Below are 18,348 nucleotides of genomic sequence, written 5' to 3' on the forward strand. Positions count from 1 at the left end.
TTTAAAAATAAATTAATTGACGTTTCGTTTTGTTCAGTTTTCAAAGATCACTTATTACTTCCTTATCAAGAAGCAACTTTATAAGTCTATCATTTTAAAACAGTGATGTCAACAACTTTTTTGATTTTCTTTTTCTCTCTCAGAAGCGACATTTAATATAATATCATCTGAACAGGATGTTGTCAACAAATTTTGTTATTTTATTTTCCGGTTATCTTAACCGGTTTTTATATATTATCACCCATTTTAAATAAGGTCAATAGATTATACATGGTAATTTAACCCAATAATTTAAAATAAGAAATTAAGGATTCAATGGCTTGGTTATCTTTCATACAACACAATTTACTTATTCTACTCTCTTTTGTAAGAGATTTAGTTTTTTTATTTTACTTAGCAATCTTATTAAAAGAACTTTTATTGCAAGAAGCAAAATTCATACACTATAGATAAATGAAGGTGGAGGAAATTCATTAAGTATTTTTATTTTAATAAGGTCCTCCTCATTCGCCTTCTTTGAAGCACTTCCTTCATCTATTTATCGGATCTTCTACCTCATACTTCCACTTTGAAGCACTTCTCCCACCTTTTTATCCATTGATCTACCTCATACTCCCCCTATGAGGCACTTCTTTCACCATCTAATTCAATCTTCTACCTCATACTTATATGTCTTAGCACTTTGTCAATTTCTCATCCTTCAGTACAAAGTTACGTCTCATCCTCCATTTCATAGGAAGGTATTAATGAAACTACAATCCATAATTATAGAAATAGCCAACCCCGAATAGGGGGTGGCGTCATAATAACTGTTTTATTTAATTGATACGATATTACTTTCCTTTATTTCAACTAATCCTTCTTTTTCTAATACGACTTGTTCACCTTCATTAAGGTTAGTGAATACAATTGGGGTCATAATAGAAGGAACTTTTTCTTTTAGGAATTCAAGGTCCACTTTTAATAATGGTTGTCCTGCTTCTACACGATCACCTTCATTAACTAGTGTCTCAAACCCTTCACCTTTTAGATTTACCGTATCAATTCCAACATGGATTAAGATTTCTCTGCCACCGTCAGACATGATGCCTAGTGCATGTTTAGTCGGGAACACATTTACTATTTTCCCGTTCACAGGTGATGCAATTAATCCTTCCATAGGTAGGATTGCAAAGCCATCTCCCATCATTTTACCTGAAAATACTTGATCCGGCACTTCGGTAATTGGCTTTAGCTCACCTTTAGCTGGTGATACAATTTCTTCATTATTATCTTTCACGTTAGATTGGAGAACATCCGGTTGCACTTCTTCGATTTGTTGTTGTACTTCTCTATCTGGATCAGTTATTGCTTTACGGGGTCTTTTTCCGGACATAATATCTTTCATTTGAGACTTAATAGTATCCGATTTAGGACCAAAGATTGCCTGAATATTATTACCAACTTCAAGTACACCTGCTGCCCCAAGTTTTTTCAATCGATTTTTATCAACATTTTTAACATCGTTTACTTGAACACGAAGACGAGTGATACACGCATCTAAATTAGAAATGTTTTCTTGTCCACCCATCGCCTCTAAAATGTCATATGGTAAATCATTCGTTGGTTGCCCCGCTGACTCATCGGTGGATTCATCTTCAGGATCTTCCCGACCAGGAGTTTTTAAATTAAATTTGCGGATTGCAAAACGGAATCCAAAGTAATAAATTACAGCAAAGACTAAACCTACTGGAATAACCCACCACCAGTGAGTTTGTTTATTTAATACACCAAATAGAAGAAAGTCGATTAATCCTCCGGAGAATGTCATCCCAATTTTCACATTTAATAAATGCATTGTCATAAAGGATAATCCGGCAAAAATTGCATGAATACCGAATAGAACTGGTGCCACGAATAAGAATGAGAACTCAAGTGGTTCAGTAATACCTGTTAGAAAAGAGGTAAGTGCGGCAGAACCCATAATACCAGCTACGAATTTCTTCTTTTCTGGACGGGCTTCATGATAAATCGCTAAAGCTGCCGCTGGAAGTCCAAACATCATAAACGGATACTTACCAACTTGGAATGTACCTGCGGTTAAATTTTGAACTCCATCTTGAATTTGTTTCATAAAAATCGTTTGGTCTCCATGAACAACATTTCCTGCATGCGTTGTGTATGAACCAAATTCAAACCAAAACGGCGCATAGAAAATGTGATGCAATCCAAATGGAATCAATGAACGTTCAATCACTCCGAATATAAAGGCTGCTAATGTTTGTTGTGATCCTAACATATAATTAGAGAATGCATTTAGACCGTGTTGAACCGGCGGCCAAATAATAATCATGATTAATCCCAATATTACCGCAGATGCAGCAGTTACAATCGGAACAAAACGTTTACCAGCAAAGAAACCTAAGTATGATGGCAATTCAATTTCGAAAAACTTATTGTACATATATGCTGCAATCAATCCGACAATAATACCGCCAAATACCCCTGTCTGCAAAGTCGGAATACCCAACACGAGTGCGTGCGCGGGATTCACATGTTCACCAATGACATCTGTCATACCTATTCCCTTAGCGACACCCATCGTTACATTCATAATTAGATAGCCTACAATTGCGGCCAAACCAGCTACACCTTCACCGCCTGTTAAACCAACAGCAACACCTACTGCAAAAAGCAAGGCAAGGTTATCAAAAACAATACCTCCCGCTTTGGCCATTACGTCGGCAACATGCTTAACCCATGAGGCATCCAAAAATGGTGCTATATCCACTAAAGTTGGATTCGTAAGCGCTGTACCGACTGCTAATAAAATACCCGCAGCAGGCAAAATAGCTACTGGCAGCATTAATGCTTTACCAACTTTTTGCAAAACACCAAAGATTTTTTTAAACATTGTATATCCCCCTTTTTATTTTTGTAACCTTATGGACATGCTCTCAACAATTGAAATAACCAATAAAAAAAGGCATAAGTAAAAAAGATAGAAATGAGTATAGGAATATATTCCCCAAAAATCCTCATTTCAATTATCTTCTTTACTCATGCCTGATCGAATCAGTAACACGTATAAAAGTATGATTACTTTATTTTATTTTGAATGCGCTGTAAATGCATCGTTAGATAAACTGCTTCCGCATCAAATACTGGTCTCTTCAATGTTTGTTGCATAATCTTAATAAGTTTCCAAGCAAGATTATAGCACAAAGGATATTCCTGTTTCAAGAAGGAGGTTATTTTTTCTGGCTCATTCACTTTTTCTCCGGTTAACACGCGATCAATTGTATATCTTAAGTGGCGAACCAGTCTCATATAGTTTACTTCATCCTTATTTAATTTAATTCCAAATTGCTCCTCGATTGTAGCAATTAATTTAGAGATTAATTGTGAATATTGATTTATCTCCGATAAATTTTTATTTGTCACTGCACTATGAATATGCAAAGCAATGAAACCAATTTCTCCTTCTGGGAGCTGAATATTAGTTGTATCATTAATCATTTCCACTACTTCACGAGCAATGACATATTCATCTGGATACAACACTTTAGTTTCAGAATTAAATGGATTTTTAATGGCCATACCTTTCATTAAACGATTAATTGCGAAAAGTATATGATCCGTTAATGCAATATGGATATGCTCATCCAAATAAGCTTCCGTACGTTTGCGTATTAACTCGATAGCGGATATGATTACTTCAAGTGTATCCTCATCAATAAATGGAAGAAGCTTCTTATATTGAATTTGTTCCACTTCACCTTTTAATACAAAAAGTTTTTCCGCTTCTCGCTTAGTAATGGAATCCCCCTTTTTCCGATTAAAACCTATTCCTTTACCAATTAGTACGACTTCCTCATATTTTGAATTAGAAGCAATAACTACATTATTATTAAGAACTTTTATAACTTCAAACGCTTCCATAATATTCTCCTAAAGTTCGACAGATTCCGTCATGATGACTTTAGTTTACCGAAAATATAAAGGGATATCAATCAAGAACAAAAGAGAGCCCCAAGAGGCTCTCTGAATTTTACAAAATAAAAATAAAATACAGGATAAAGATAAAAAAGAAAACATACATCACCGGATGAATCTCTTTCCATCTCCCTTTAAGTAGCATAGTAATTGGGTAGAAGATAAAGCCGATTCCAATTCCTGTTGCTATCGAATAGGTCAATGGCATCATAATGATTGTAAAAAATGCCGGGACAGCAATTTCAAACTTTTTCCAGTCAATTTCGTTTAGTGATGATACCATTAAAACTCCGACTACAATCAAAGCAGGTGCTGTTACAGGAGAAGTGATAACACCTAAAACCGGGAAAAAGAATAAAGAAAGTAAAAATAATACTGCAGTAATTACACTTGCAAACCCTGTTCTTGCACCAGCTGCAACTCCAGCAGTCGACTCGATATATGCAGTTGTTGTTGACGTTCCTAAGATGGAGCCAATAACAGTTGCAGAAGAATCAGCAAATAATGCTCTCCCTGCTCGAGGTAATTTATTATTTTTCATTAATCCCGCTTGATTAGCAACCGCCACCATCGTGCCCGCCGTATCAAAGAAATCTACAAATAAGAAAGTTAAAACGACTACTAACATTTTAACGGTAAAAAGATCGCTAGTGTGGTGAAATAATGTTTCAAATGGTGCTCCAAAGGTTGGGGCAATACTTGGTACAGCACCAACAATTTTATGTGGCACATCTATTAATCCTACAATCATTCCAGCCACTGTTGTTAAAAGCATTCCGATAAAAATAGCACCTTTCCATCCTCTTGTCATCATGATAATCGTGATAACAATTCCGAAAATAGCTAAAAGCGTATTTCCATTCGTTAAATCCCCAAGTCCAACTAATGTAGCATCATTATCAACAATAATTTCTGCATTACGAAGCCCAATAAAAGTAATGAACAAGCCAATTCCCGCACCCACTGCTAATTTTAATTCAACAGGAATGGCATTAATGATTTTTTCACGAAACCCGAATAAAGTTAAAATGACAAAAATAATTCCTGAAAACAAAACACCAGTCAATGCTTGTTGCCAAGACATACCAAGTGTCAATATGACTGTATAAGCAAAAAACGCATTTAATCCAACGCCTGGTGCAAGTGCGATTGGATATTTCGCTAAAAACGCCATGATTAATGTACCTACAGCAGCTGCAAGTGCTGTTGCCACAAATACAGCTCCAGAATCCATACGCAAAGCATCGGGAAAATCTTTTACAGAAGATAATGACAATGTTAACGGATTTAAGATAAGAATATATGCCATTGATAAAAATGTTGTAATTCCACCAATGATCTCACGTCGATAATTCGTCCCTAGTTCATCAAATTGAAAATATTTTTTCATTGTCTCTCCCCCCATCGATAGATAACGGAAATAAAAAACGCTCCGAACCAATTTGTTCGGAGCGTTGACCTTAAGGTTGTGAAAAAATTATAGGCAGAAAGCGTTGAGATTCCACACCTATATCTTACAACCTCGTAGTCAAGCTATTTACGGCAGCTTGGTAGAAACTTATCAGGCCATATCCCCGAAATTATACGATGTTACTATTTAATTTATATTTATAGTTTAAATAGTTTTAAAGCACTAGTCAACACAAAAACGAATATTTTTAAATATTTCCATCCGAATGTTCGTGTTTTCTCACAACTAGACTTGGAAGGCTAAATAAGGCACTTGTTCTTACTATTCCCACTCAATAGTTGCAGGTGGCTTAGATGTAATATCATACACTACACGATTTATATGGTTAACTTCATTGACGATACGTGTTGAAATTAGTTCTAGCACATCCCATGGAATGCGTGCCCAATCGGATGTCATTCCATCGATTGAAGTAACTGCGCGAATACCAATTGTGTAATCATACGTTCTTGTGTCCCCCATAACTCCTACACTGCGAATGTCAGGAAGCACGGTGAAATATTGCCATACTTCTCGATCAAGACCCGCCTTTTTAATTTCTTCCCGTAAAATATAATCGGATTCACGAACAATTTCTAACTTTTCTTCAGAAATCGCTCCAAGAACACGAATACCTAAACCAGGACCTGGGAATGGTTGTCTCCAGACGATTTCATCAGGAATTCCTAATTCTGTACCAAGTGCGCGTACCTCGTCTTTAAATAATGTATTTAACGGTTCAATCAACGTAAATTGCATATCTTCAGGAAGTCCGCCGACATTATGATGTGACTTGATTGTTTGTGCAGTAGCTGTCCCACTTTCGATAATATCTGTATACAAAGTACCTTGAGCTAAGAAATCAATACCTTCCAGTTTCGTCGCTTCATCATCAAATACATATATAAATTCATTACCGATAATTTTGCGTTTTTTCTCTGGGTCAGAAACTCCTTCGAGCTTGCTCATGAAACGGTCTTTCGCATCGACTTTAATAACATTCATATGGAATCCATCTGCGAAAGTTTTCATAACACCTTCTGCTTCACCTTTACGCAATAAGCCATGATCAACAAAAATACATGTTAATTGATCACCTATTGCTTTATGGATAAGAACGGCCACTACAGAAGAATCAACTCCGCCGCTCAGTGCGCAAAGAACTTTCTTATCTCCTACTGTTTCACGGATTTTTTCTATTTCGATTTCAATAAAGTTTTCCATGGACCAATCCGCCGAACAATCACATACATCAAATACAAAGTTCTTTAATATATCATTTCCGTATTGTGAATGTTGAACTTCCGGATGAAATTGCACAGCATATAGAGAACGACTCTTATTACTCATAGCTGCAATTGGACATGATGGGCTGACTGCATCAACAACAAAATCTTTAGGTGTTTCCGTTACTAAATCCCCGTGGCTCATCCATACAACTTGTTCGTTTGGAAGATCTTTAAATAGTCCAGCAGATGGTTGAACATTGATTTTTGCTTTACCATATTCTCTATGGCTAGCAGGCTCTACTTTTCCACCAAAATGTTTGGTCATTAGCTGCATACCGTAGCAAATGCCAAATACCGGGATTCCTAAATCGAAAATTGCTTCATCACATCGGAAGGAATTTTCATCATATACACTATTAGGCCCACCCGAGAAAATAATGCCTTTTGGGTTCATCTTTTTGATTTCTTCTACTGTGATTGTATGTGGGTGTAGTTCACTATACACACCAAATTCACGGATTCTTCTTGTAATTAATTGATTGTATTGACTACCAAAATCAAGTACAACAATCATTTCTTGTGTTACTTCAGGCATATTTATTCCCCCAATTGAGTTTTTTCTTAGTCATACTTTCCCCTATGATTAAGGAAACTATATCAACAATTCGATTGAAAAAAAAACTAGAACTCCACCTCAAATAAATTAAGAAGGCAGAATTCTAGTTTAAAAGCACTGTTAATTACACCATTATACTAAATAATGATGACAATCAATAGAATCACACTGCCTTCATAGTTAAATCATTCACGGTGATTTAGTAGAGACTTTTGGACCTTATTACCAAAATTATATGAAGCACTATTTTTTTAATTGTCATCATTTTATACCTGATTAAACATACGGTCAACCCGTTGTCTTTTTGATTAAATTTTCCCACAATTCTCGTGTCTGTTCCCAATCAGCAGTGATATTTTCTCCTCGATAAATATTTCTCTCATATTGCTCGGTCAATTGATGCATGGTCTGTGTTCCAAAATAATCATCCACATTTCTTGCGTATTCCCTCAAGGTTTGACCTGTTTCTTTTTGCAACCCAAATCTCTCTAGCTGTTTTAAAAGTGATAAATAAGCTTTTGAGAACGTTTCGGTGTCATTTCTTGCGCGGTATTTCCAAATAAGAATATAAGGTAACCATTTACTACGCTTTATAAAGATCAAACCGGAAATTAGCGAAGTTATGATAATACTGAAAACAATGAACAACCAATGGTCATGTAAAAACTGGGTTGTTTTTTTCCACAAATTCGCGAATGAAAACCCGTCTGAGCTTGCTTTTTCACTATCTGAATCTAGCTCTTTCTGTGGTTTCTTTGTAACTTTTTCTTCCTCTTTTGGTGTAGTAGATGCAGCCTGTGACTTAGTAGTCAGATCGTTATTAAATACGGAATTATTAATAAAGCCCATCGTTGGCTCAAAAGGCACCCAGCCAACTTTCGGAAAAAAGACTTCGACCCATGAATGTGCATTATTATTCGTTACTTTATATATATTTCGTGAAACACCTTCCGACCCCTGATAGTCACCTGATGAGTATCCCTTTACCCATCTTGATGGTATTCCAATAGATCGAAGCATTGTAACCATAGAAGTAGAGAAATTATCGCAGTATCCTCGTAATGTTTCAAATAGAAATTGATCTACATAATCTTGATTCTCTTTTGGAATGCCCACTTTTTTCTGATCATATTTATATTTGCCGGATTGTAAATATCCTTCAATTGCTTTTGTTTTATCGTACCAATTCTTTTTATCTTTTGTTAATTTTATCGCAAGATCCGTTATTCGTTTTGGAAACTTTTCTGGTAACTGAATATAACGTGGATCAAATTGAACATTCTCGCCAGTTACTTGACTCATTTTTTTTATGCTATATCTTTGTAGTTGATAAATAATATTGTATTCTCTTACAAAGAATGGTTCATTATATTGAATGGCCGTGATTTTCTCAGTTGTATCATTTACCAAAAATGCATCATCATTATCCGATTTTTCGCTGCTGGATGGTCGTTCGAATAGTATATTTGTAAAGCCATACGTATGAACAAAATTCGGGCTTCGTTGTTCCATTGTAATATAGGCCGATTTAAATTTCTTTTCGTCTTCTGCCGTACTATTTTTAATAGAAAGAGAGTCAATTCCCTCATTTAGAGAGATTGGAAGCTTATCATATTGTTGATAGGATGACGTTGTATCCGGTTTAGATGTTTTCCATCCTTTCCCTGTGTATAAGTCTTTTGTTTCCATCCTCCAATATTGACGCGATTCTGTTACAACATTAAAAACAACCGTATCATCACCTTCAAATGGTCCTCCCAACTCAGAATCATCCTCACGATAGCCGACTTTTTTAACTCCCGATCCGATTCCTTCTTTGTTTCCATTATTGTCCGCTCCTGCATAGGATTTTAAATAAGGAACGGGATCTGGCCATATCGGAGAGGCTTTAGGTGCAATAAGAGCGATGAATATACTGCCAATAATCATTACTGATAAAGGGATCATCCATTTTGTCATTAACTTACGGGTAGACTGTACATTCTCTCTTTCGACAAAACGTTGAAAAAATAACATACCTAATAGAACAAATCCAAAAACAACCGTTCTTACAATCGCAAACTCACTATTATATGGAGTAAATGTATCAAGGACCGTTATGTAAACAATGGTCATTACAAAAAATAGAAACACATTTCTCCTTACGATCACCCAATATCTTAACAGATACATAATTAACCATAATAAAATAAAAAACAGCAGGGTCCTAAACTCATTAGTGAGTTCTCCCCAATTTCTGGCGAATAAAAGACCGATATTTTTCACGATATCAGCTAACAAAATACTTACCCACTCAATCCCAAAAATCGGTTTGTCAAAGAAAATATGGTGTAACGAAAAGGATATAAAAATGATTTTTAGAACGATCACTGGGAAGAATGGAGCGTTAAATAAATACAAAATAAATGAAAGGATTATAAATATAATAAACAAAGATGTATTTCCCGTATTTGCAACTTCCTTTAAAGGATAGATCCATTCCAGTAAAAGAAAAAAACTAAAAAGATATAGAATAAATGAAAGGCTCTTATTGTTTTCCTTTAATTTCATCTTTGTTTCACCCCTGTTAAAGCCGAACGGAAGTCCTTTTCATGCAGAAAGTTTACAAACACTCCGTAACGTGCAGCGATAGAACTTAATTGGTACTCGTCATCAAGAAATGGTTCAATATCATTTTTTACTACAAAAATAATCACGGTTCCAGTTCTCTGCACATGCTTCTTTACCATTTCAACTAACGCCTGTGTTAAGTTAGAAGTGATAATTAATAAAGACGCTGATCGTTGATAGAATGCTGATTCCCCATCCAAAATAGCAGAAATATGAACATTACTATCCGCCTTGACTTTGGCTAAATGATGGAATAGTTGCTGTCTATACTCCTCCCCTCCCCTGATTGGGAAAATGGTGCGCTCCTGTCCAATAGAGTAAAATCCTATTTGACCACCATGATGAATAATCGTGCGAATGATTGATGCGGAAAATTTCACACATTCCTCAAACGATGAAGAGGGAGAACGATCTAAAATGATGGATACATCATTCGATTGGCGTTCTTCAAATTCTTTTGTTTTCATCTCATTCATTCTTGCAGTCGCCTTCCAATCAATCCATGTGAAACGATCTCCCGGTTCATAATTTCGTATTCCTGCAACCATTGTTGTATCATTTTGAATTTTAATTTGGGACGCTGTAGCTCCTTGCTCGTATCGACTTTCTAAAGAGCGATAAATCATATCTACATAGGATGGATAAACAAGAATGATTTTTTCCGATGAATAATCTTTTTCCTTCTCAAATAACCCAATAGGATCACCAATTTTAATCAATATTTTATCGAAATGGTGTTCACCTCTCGGTAAGTTTGGCATGCTATACTCAAGTTGAATATGCTTTTTGAAACCAGGGAATATAATGTGTTTCCCGTTCTCTTTAGAAAGACTTGAAGTATTTTTGATGATAAGAAAAAAGAGCGGGAATGAATATTTTCTATCTATTTTAATGATTATATTAAGATTCTCTCCATCCAAATAGGTATCTTTGTTAAACGTTCTTTCTATAACTAAATCACTTAAAGGATAAAAAGCAATGCATAGAGCATACAGAGCGAATGGTACAAAGCTAAAAAATAAAAACCAGCTAACAAATCCACCTTGAAACATGGCATATGAAAAAGTTAATAAAAGAAAAATAATGAGAAGAATTAACTTTCCCCATGTTTTTATTTTTGTTTTCATCATTATCTCACTGCCCTTTGAACGGGAACCTGTACAAATTTAATAACTTCCTTTACGATATCTTCCGCTGTTTTACCGCCATATTTGACTTCGGATTTTATAATAATTCGATGCGAAAATACGAATGGAGCCAAATATTGAACGTCATCAGGGATAATAAAATCCCTTCCATGTAATAACGCATATGCTTGTGATGCTTTCATTAATGCAATTGATCCACGAGGACTTACACCTAGGTAAACATTCGTATGATTTCTCGTGTAATGCGCTAATTCTACAATATATTGTTTGAGTGTTTGATCAACATACACTTCTTTCACCTGATCTTGTAGCTCTACCAATTCGGAAAGGGTAATTACCGAATCTAAACGATCGATTGGAGCTTGTTTTTGCGTTCGATTTAGTATTTCTATTTCTTCATTTATATTTGGATATCCCATTTTCATCTTTAACAGAAACCTGTCTAGTTGAGCCTCCGGAAGAGGGTATGTACCTTCATATTCAATCGGGTTTTGTGTTGCCATAACGAAAAAAGGTCGGTCCAATTGTCTGGTATTTCCGTCTACTGTAACACTACTTTCCTCCATTCCCTCAAGTAATGCGGATTGTGTTTTCGGAGATGTACGATTTATTTCATCAGCTAGGATAATATTCCCCATAATTGGTCCCGGTCTATATTGGAATTCTAGTTCTTTCGGATTATATATCGATACTCCAATTACATCGGATGGTAATAAGTCTGGTGTAAATTGGATTCTCTTAAATTTGGCATTAACCGATTTTGCCAATGCTCTTACCATCATCGTTTTCCCGACTCCTGGTACATCTTCTAATAAAACATGTCCCTCAGCTAACAGTGCAACAAGGCTTAGTTCCGCTATATCTGATTTGCCGATCATTACTTTTTCGATATTATTTAAAACTTGCTTTAATTGTGGATGAAAAATGGTGTCTTTCATTCGAATCCCCCTAGTATCTCTATTAAAGTAGTCTGGAAAATTTTAAAATTTCTTATTATTTTTAGCATACTATGAATTGGGACGAAGAAAAAGGGTTGAAAGAAAAAATTCCTAGATTTTTTCCTTTTTTTATAAGATTGTTTTTGAGAATAAACAATGTCCGTTCCTTTCCGCTGCAGGTACTCGCTTTCCGCGGGGCTGGCGATGAGCCTCCTCGTCGCTTCGCTTCCTGCGGGGTCTCATCTGTCCAGCTGATCCCGCAGGAGTCTCGCACCTTCCGCTCCAATCCACTCTGTGCTCTTAACACTGTTAAAAAAACATTTTTTTAAAAGAGCCTATTATAATAAAAAGAGCCCCCTTAGGACTCTTTTTACTTCCAGAAATCATCAAAGATGGTGATTGGCATGTGTCGTTTATGTTCGGATTTTTGATAGAGTTTTTCAATGGTTTGTTGGGCTTGCTCTGAAACTTTTTTTCCTTCTAAGTAATCATCAATTTCGTCATAGGTGACGCCTAGTGCACTTTCATCTGACAATTGTGGTCGTTCATCTTCAAGGTCAGCTGTTGGTGTTTTTAAGTATAAATGCTCTGGGCATCCTAATTCTTTGAGCAGCATTCTACCTTGTCGCTTATTTAAACGAAAGATAGGTACGAGGTCCGCTCCACCGTCTCCATATTTTGTATAAAATCCTGTAAGATTTTCAGCTGAATGATCGGTACCAAGAACAACACAATTCTCCATAGCAGCAATACTATACTGCGCCTTCATCCGCTCTCTTGCCTTTTCATTTCCTTTTGCAAAGTCTGATAATGTAATACCTGCTTCTTTCAATGAAGCTTCACTTGCATCGACAGCAGCTTTTATGTTTACTGTTAATGCGTGGGTTGGATCGATAAATGCAATGGCATCATCCACATCCGCTGCATCCTTTTGGACACCATACGGAAGGCGGACAGCAATAAATTTATACTCATTATTGCCAGTTTCTTCTCTCATTTCGTTGATAGCTAATTGTGCAAGTTTCCCTGTTAAAGTAGAATCTTGCCCTCCTGATATTCCCAGGACAAATCCTTTAAAAAAGGGATACTTCGCTAAATAACTTTTAAGGAAATCTACACTCTTTCGGATTTCCTCACGGGCATCTATCGTAGGACTCACTTTCATATTTTCAACAATTCTTCTTTGTAGTCCATCCACTTTCGCATTACCTCCATCTCCGTTTTTATTTTTTCATATGAGCAATCTTTTCTCGAACGTCTTCAATATTTTTAATTTTGTTATCCCAACACTTTTGGCTAAGATCAACCGGATATTCATGTGGATTAAGTGAGCGTTTATATTCCTCCCAGAGTAATCCTAAGCTTTCTTTCGTATATCCTTGGATTTCTTTTAAATCCGGTAATCGATAGACTAATTCTCCATTTACGAAAATATCATGTTGTAAATCTTTCGCTTCAAAATCGGTCACGGTTTTACTTATATAAGTGTGCACAGGATGGAACATTTTTAACTTTTCTTGGGATTGTGGATCCTCATCCTGCATGGCAATATAGTCACCTTCTGATTTATACGTCTTTGTATTAATAATTCGATAAACCTTTTTTAATCCGGGTGTCGTTACTTTTTGCGCATTTGAAGATATTTTAATAGTATCTTGCATTACTCCATTTTCGTCTTCAATTGAAACCATTTTATAAACCGCTCCTAATGCTGGCTGCTCAAAAGCAGTGATTAACTTTGTCCCTACTCCCCACATATCAATTTTTGCACCTTGGGACTTCATATGGAGTATCGTATACTCGTCTAAATCGCTTGATGCAACAATCTTCGCATTTGGGAATCCTGCTTGATCTAACATTTTTCGTGCGGCTTTTGATAAGAACGCCATGTCTCCACTATCTAATCGAATGCCAATAAAATTAATTTTATTTCCTAATTCTTTTGCAACTTGTATTGCTGCCGGGACACCGGATTTCAACGTATCATATGTATCCACAAGGAATACACAATCCCGATGGCTTTCTGCATATTTATGAAAGGCGGTATAATCATCACGATATGCTTGTACCATCGCATGGGCATGGGTACCGGACACAGGGATTCCAAATCGTTTACCTGCTCGAACATTACTTGTTGAATCAAACCCGCCGATGAAGGCAGCTCTTGTTCCCCACACCGCAGCATCCATTTCGTGTGCTCTACGTGTACCAAATTCCATTAATATTTGGTCACCGACTACATTTTTAATTCTCGCTGCTTTGGTCGCAATCAATGTTTGGTAATTCACAATATTAAGCAAGGCCGTTTCAATTATTTGCGCTTGAGCTAAAGGTGCTTCGACATGAATTAATGGTTCATTATCAAAAACAATTTCTCCTTCTTTCATCGACCGAACGGTTCCTGTAAAACGCATTTCGCTTAAATATTGTAAAAATTCTTCATCATAGTTCAACTCTTCACGTAAATATTGAATATCAGTCTCGGAAAAATGAAAGTCACGTAAGTATTCAACAATTCGTTCTAAACCGGCATATACTGCATACCCATTATCAAAAGGAAGCTTCCTGAAAAAAACTTCAAACACCGCTTTTCGTTCATGAATTCCGTCATCCCAATATGTTTTTGCCATATTGATTTGATAAAGATCGGTATGAAGTGCAAACCCATCGTCCTTATATTGCTTTACCATTTAACCCCACTCCTTATTTACCCTAAAAGAGTACCTTCGCACCCAATGTATTTTTAAAATGTTCTAATGCCCATTGATGGCCTGTTTCATTAAAGCTCGCTACAGCGTTCCCATGAACAACTATTTTGTATCCTTTATTATAAGCATCTACAGCTGTATGCAATACACATATATCCGTACAAACTCCACAAAGATGTATTTCTTCAATTCCACGCTCTCTTAACTTTATATCCAAATCCGTTCCTGCAAACGCGCTATAACGTGTTTTATCCATATAATGTACATTTTCGTCATTTTTATGTTGTTCATACAAACTCTGCAAAGCTCCGAATAATTGACGTCCTGGCGTTCCTACTATATTATGCGGTGGAAATAATTTTGCCTCTGGATGGAGTGTGTCTTCTTCTTGATGACAATCGATCGCAAAAACAACATAATCACCCGATAGAATAAAATCGCTAGTTAGCTGTATAATCGTATTTTCAATTTCCTGACCAGGTTTCCCACATGTTAACTTACCAGCATCTGCAATAAAATCATATGTATAGTCGATATTAATTAATGCTTTTTTAGTCATCACAAAACTCCCCCTCTTGGCAATCTCGACACTATTGTACTATAAATTCTTAAAATAAGTGAAAATAAAAACACCCATTTAATTATTGTGATCATTTTTACACAGTAATTAATGGATGTTTTTTTTAGTTTACAGGAAAAATAATGCTTCAGAAACGTATTTAGAAATGATGAATAGACCTACCATGACAAAGAAAAATAACACGTCTTTTCCGTTTATTTTCAACTCGTGATAGAATGTACGATCCCTGCTTCCCGTAAATCCCTTAGATTCCATTGCAATGGCTGTTCTCTCAGCCTTGCGAATCGCACTTGCTAAAAGAGGTATGGTGTATTTTTTTAAAAGCTGGATTCTCCCTTTTATCCCTTTCTCCCTATGAACACCTCGAATTCGATGCGCATTTCTAATGATCGTAAACTCCTCCTTTAATAAAGGTAAAAATCGGTAGCCTGCCAAAATTCCGTAGGCAAGCTTAGGTGGAAGTTTACACTGTTGAATCAGACTTAACATAAATTTAGTAGTGTCTGTTGTTAAAATAAACAGTAAAGATAACGCAGCGAAACAAAGGACCCTTAAACCAAGTGATAATCCTGTTCTAAGTCCGTAATCGGTAATTTCAATAGGACCGACATTGACATAAGTTACAAAACTAGTATTACTTGGTGGATGAGAAAAAACCGTTGTTGTCCACACATAACCAAAGGCAATGATAAAAAAAGGAATAAATCGTATACACCATTTTTTAATTCCTACTTCACCAAAAATGAATGTGATTAAAACCGTAAAAAACAAGTAAAGCAATGGAGTTAACGGGTCAAATACAAAAGCTAAAAGCACAACAGAAACCAAAACGGCAATTGCTTTTATACTAGGATTTAATAACTGAAGCCGCAATAGGTTCACCTCTTCTTCCATATGTATGCCAAATTGAATAGAGTAATGGAATGTCAAGGTTTGCTCTCTGCACAATCTCACTATTTTCTATAAATAGTTCATGCGGTGTTCCCTGAAACATTACTTTACCTTCGACAAGAACGATAACTTGATGAGCAAATTTCGCCACTAATTCCATATCGTGCGTCACCATTAACGCCGACATTCCCAAATTAACTCGAGACTGAATCATTTTCATCATCTCATTCGTCGCTTTTTCATCCTGTCCAAAGGTAGGCTCATCTAAAATAAGGAATTCTCTTTCATCAACTAGCATCGTTGCAACACTTAATCTCCGCTTTTGCCCTTGACTTAATGTGAAGGGATTATGATCCTTTAACCCAAGTAAACGAAAATCTGAAAGAATATTAGAAACGATTAAGTCTATTTCTTCTATATTTTTCATTCTTGGTCCAAATGCGATTTCTTCGAAAACTGTATCCGCAATAAATTGATGCTCTGGGTTTTGAAAAACGTAACCTATTGAATTTAGCTTTACCTTTTCATCTAAATCCTTAAACGCTTTGTTCTTATAGTAAATCTCTCCTTGTTTTTCCTTAAGAAGTCCCGCCAACAACAAGGTTAATGTAGATTTACCTGCACCATTTGGTCCTACTATCGCTGTCCACTCACCCTTATTTAATGATAAATGAATATGGTTTGAAATTTTCTTCTCTCCCCGGGAAAAAGATACGTTTTCCATTCGGATTAACGGCGATGATGAGATATCATTCATTGCCTGTAATGGAAAAAAACCATTTATCTCATCTAACTCTTCCATTAATTCATCCACTGTTATGGGATAAAAGTTTTCTTTCACCTGTTGACCGAATACTGTCACCTTCGGAAGACATATGCCAAAGTCTTTCATATCATCAAAATGAAGAACCAATCCTTTTTTCAATGAACCATCATACAACAGTTGCCCCGATTGTGTAAAAACAAGGGTACGGTCAATAAAAGGAACCCAATAATCAAGTTTATGCTCAATAACGATAAGGGAAAAATCTAATTCTCTTTGCAGTCTATCAATCGTTACGACAAATTCTTTTGTCGCCATTGGATCTAGCAAGGCAGTGGGTTCATCAAGAATCATCAATTCCGGTTCCATCGCCATCACACATGCAAGTGCCAGCTTTTGCTTCATTCCGCCTGATAAAGTAGAAATATAAGCTTTTTTATACTCTTCTAAACCAACTAATGAAAGCGACCATTCTATTTTTTGTTTCATTTCTTCTTTAGGTATTTTTATATTTTCTAAGCCAAATGCGATTTCATCCTCTACAGTGAGCATACAAAATTGGGAATCCGGATCTTGAAATACTACGCCAATTCGGCTGCTTAATTGCCCCGGTTCATAAGATTGAATCTCTTTCCCTACATATTTAATACTTCCCGTTCTGTCCCCTTCAATTGAATTTGGAATCAGCCCGTTTAAACAAAGTGCTAACGAACTTTTCCCGGAGCCACTTGGTCCTAATAATAGAAGTTTTTCACCTTTATTTATGGAAAAGGAGATATTGTTTATAATCGATTGCTCCTCATAAGATACTGAAAGATTCCTAACTTCTAATAAGGGTTCCCGTATCTCCATTTCAATCATGCCACTTTTCTCTTTTTTATCTCTTTGCCTAATGGCATTCCATTAAGCACTCCTGTTTGTGCCAATCCTTCACTTATATATTTACCTAATAATCCTGCAAGGAGCGCACCAGAAACCATTCGTATCGCCAGCATGGATAAAACATATGATGTGGATAGCGTTGCGAATCCCGAGATAAAATATCCCCATGCAAAACTAAATAGAGCCGAGCCAACTCCAGCAAGCATTAACACCCATGTTGAATAACGCTTCCAGCCAGTTGCGGCAAACACTACCTCAGCACCTAAACCTTGGATCATTCCAGAGATTAATAGTCTTGGACCAACCGCATTTCCTATTAAGATTTCCACAAATGCTGCAATCGTTTCCGACAAAATAGCTGCACCCGGCTTGCGAATAATATTGGCAACAATGATAGAAACGATGAACCATATCCCAAATATCGGTTCATACCCGATCGGTCCAACTAACCCAAAAAAAATATTCCCTACTTGGGTAAATAATAAATATACGATGGCAAAGACAATCCCTAACACTGACATCACAACAATTTCACGCAGACTCCATTTAGACATCATT

The 18,348-nt window shown here is 36.2% G+C and carries 13 protein-coding genes and 2 riboswitches; all 13 genes read right to left on the bottom strand.

From position 1 onward, the window contains the following. Positions 1–814 precede the first annotated feature (814 nt). The 13 genes from ptsG to I5776_RS19500 all read right to left on the bottom strand — a co-directional run bounded on the left by ptsG (position 815) and on the right by I5776_RS19500 (position 18,344). Positions 815–2,893 (bottom strand): glucose-specific PTS transporter subunit IIBC, encoded by a 2,079-nt coding sequence (gene ptsG / locus I5776_RS19435; RefSeq protein WP_202778152.1) that lies wholly within the window; start codon positions 2,891–2,893, stop codon positions 815–817. Positions 2,894–3,078: 185 nt separating this feature from the next. Beyond that, on the bottom strand, positions 3,079–3,921 hold the full coding sequence (glcT, locus tag I5776_RS19440) for a glucose PTS transporter transcription antiterminator GlcT (RefSeq protein WP_202778153.1): 843 nt from the start codon (positions 3,919–3,921) through the stop codon (positions 3,079–3,081). A 109-nt stretch (positions 3,922–4,030) separates the two neighbouring features. After that, positions 4,031–5,365 (bottom strand): NCS2 family permease, encoded by a 1,335-nt coding sequence (locus I5776_RS19445; RefSeq protein ID WP_202778154.1) that lies wholly within the window; start codon positions 5,363–5,365, stop codon positions 4,031–4,033. Positions 5,366–5,480: 115 nt separating this feature from the next. Beyond that, positions 5,481–5,583: riboswitch (purine riboswitch) on the bottom strand. A gap of 124 nt (positions 5,584–5,707) precedes the next feature. Next, on the bottom strand, positions 5,708–7,249 hold the full coding sequence (gene guaA, locus I5776_RS19450) for a glutamine-hydrolyzing GMP synthase (protein WP_202778155.1): 1,542 nt from the start codon (positions 7,247–7,249) through the stop codon (positions 5,708–5,710). 178 nt (positions 7,250–7,427) lie between these two features. Further along, a riboswitch (purine riboswitch) is annotated at positions 7,428–7,529 on the bottom strand. A gap of 29 nt (positions 7,530–7,558) precedes the next feature. Then, positions 7,559–9,820 carry a transglutaminase TgpA family protein gene (locus tag I5776_RS19455; RefSeq protein ID WP_202778156.1) on the bottom strand — a complete coding sequence of 754 codons (2,262 nt, stop codon included), beginning with the start codon at positions 9,818–9,820 and terminating at the stop codon, positions 7,559–7,561. Continuing rightward, positions 9,817–11,010: a DUF58 domain-containing protein gene (locus I5776_RS19460; protein ID WP_202778157.1), complete on the bottom strand. Its 1,194-nt coding sequence runs from the start codon at positions 11,008–11,010 to the stop codon at positions 9,817–9,819. The genes I5776_RS19455 and I5776_RS19460 overlap by 4 nt, the downstream gene beginning before the upstream one ends. Beyond that, the gene (locus tag I5776_RS19465) at positions 11,010–11,966 is read right to left on the bottom strand and encodes an AAA family ATPase (protein ID WP_202778158.1); all 957 of its coding nucleotides are present in this window, start codon (positions 11,964–11,966) and stop codon (positions 11,010–11,012) included. Before I5776_RS19465 ends, I5776_RS19460 begins: the two co-directional genes overlap by 1 nt. A 370-nt stretch (positions 11,967–12,336) precedes the next feature. Continuing rightward, the gene (nadE, locus tag I5776_RS19475) at positions 12,337–13,131 is read right to left on the bottom strand and encodes an NAD(+) synthase (protein ID WP_246484024.1); all 795 of its coding nucleotides are present in this window, start codon (positions 13,129–13,131) and stop codon (positions 12,337–12,339) included. Between the two features lie 58 nt (positions 13,132–13,189). After that, positions 13,190–14,656, bottom strand: coding sequence for a nicotinate phosphoribosyltransferase (locus I5776_RS19480; RefSeq protein WP_202778161.1), 1,467 nt, complete (start codon positions 14,654–14,656; stop codon positions 13,190–13,192). 22 nt (positions 14,657–14,678) lie between these two features. Then, the gene (locus tag I5776_RS19485) at positions 14,679–15,233 is read right to left on the bottom strand and encodes a cysteine hydrolase family protein (protein ID WP_202778162.1); all 555 of its coding nucleotides are present in this window, start codon (positions 15,231–15,233) and stop codon (positions 14,679–14,681) included. 129 nt (positions 15,234–15,362) lie between these two features. Continuing rightward, positions 15,363–16,127, bottom strand: coding sequence for an energy-coupling factor transporter transmembrane component T family protein (locus I5776_RS19490; protein ID WP_425490300.1), 765 nt, complete (start codon positions 16,125–16,127; stop codon positions 15,363–15,365). Beyond that, positions 16,102–17,769 carry an ABC transporter ATP-binding protein gene (locus I5776_RS19495; protein ID WP_202778164.1) on the bottom strand — a complete coding sequence of 556 codons (1,668 nt, stop codon included), beginning with the start codon at positions 17,767–17,769 and terminating at the stop codon, positions 16,102–16,104. The genes I5776_RS19490 and I5776_RS19495 overlap by 26 nt, the downstream gene beginning before the upstream one ends. After that, on the bottom strand, positions 17,766–18,344 hold the full coding sequence (locus tag I5776_RS19500) for an ECF transporter S component (protein WP_202778165.1): 579 nt from the start codon (positions 18,342–18,344) through the stop codon (positions 17,766–17,768). The genes I5776_RS19495 and I5776_RS19500 overlap by 4 nt, the downstream gene beginning before the upstream one ends. Between the last annotated feature and the right edge of the window lie 4 nt (positions 18,345–18,348).

This window comes from Heyndrickxia vini, assembly GCF_016772275.1.
GTDB lineage: Bacteria > Bacillota > Bacilli > Bacillales > Bacillaceae_C > Heyndrickxia > Heyndrickxia vini.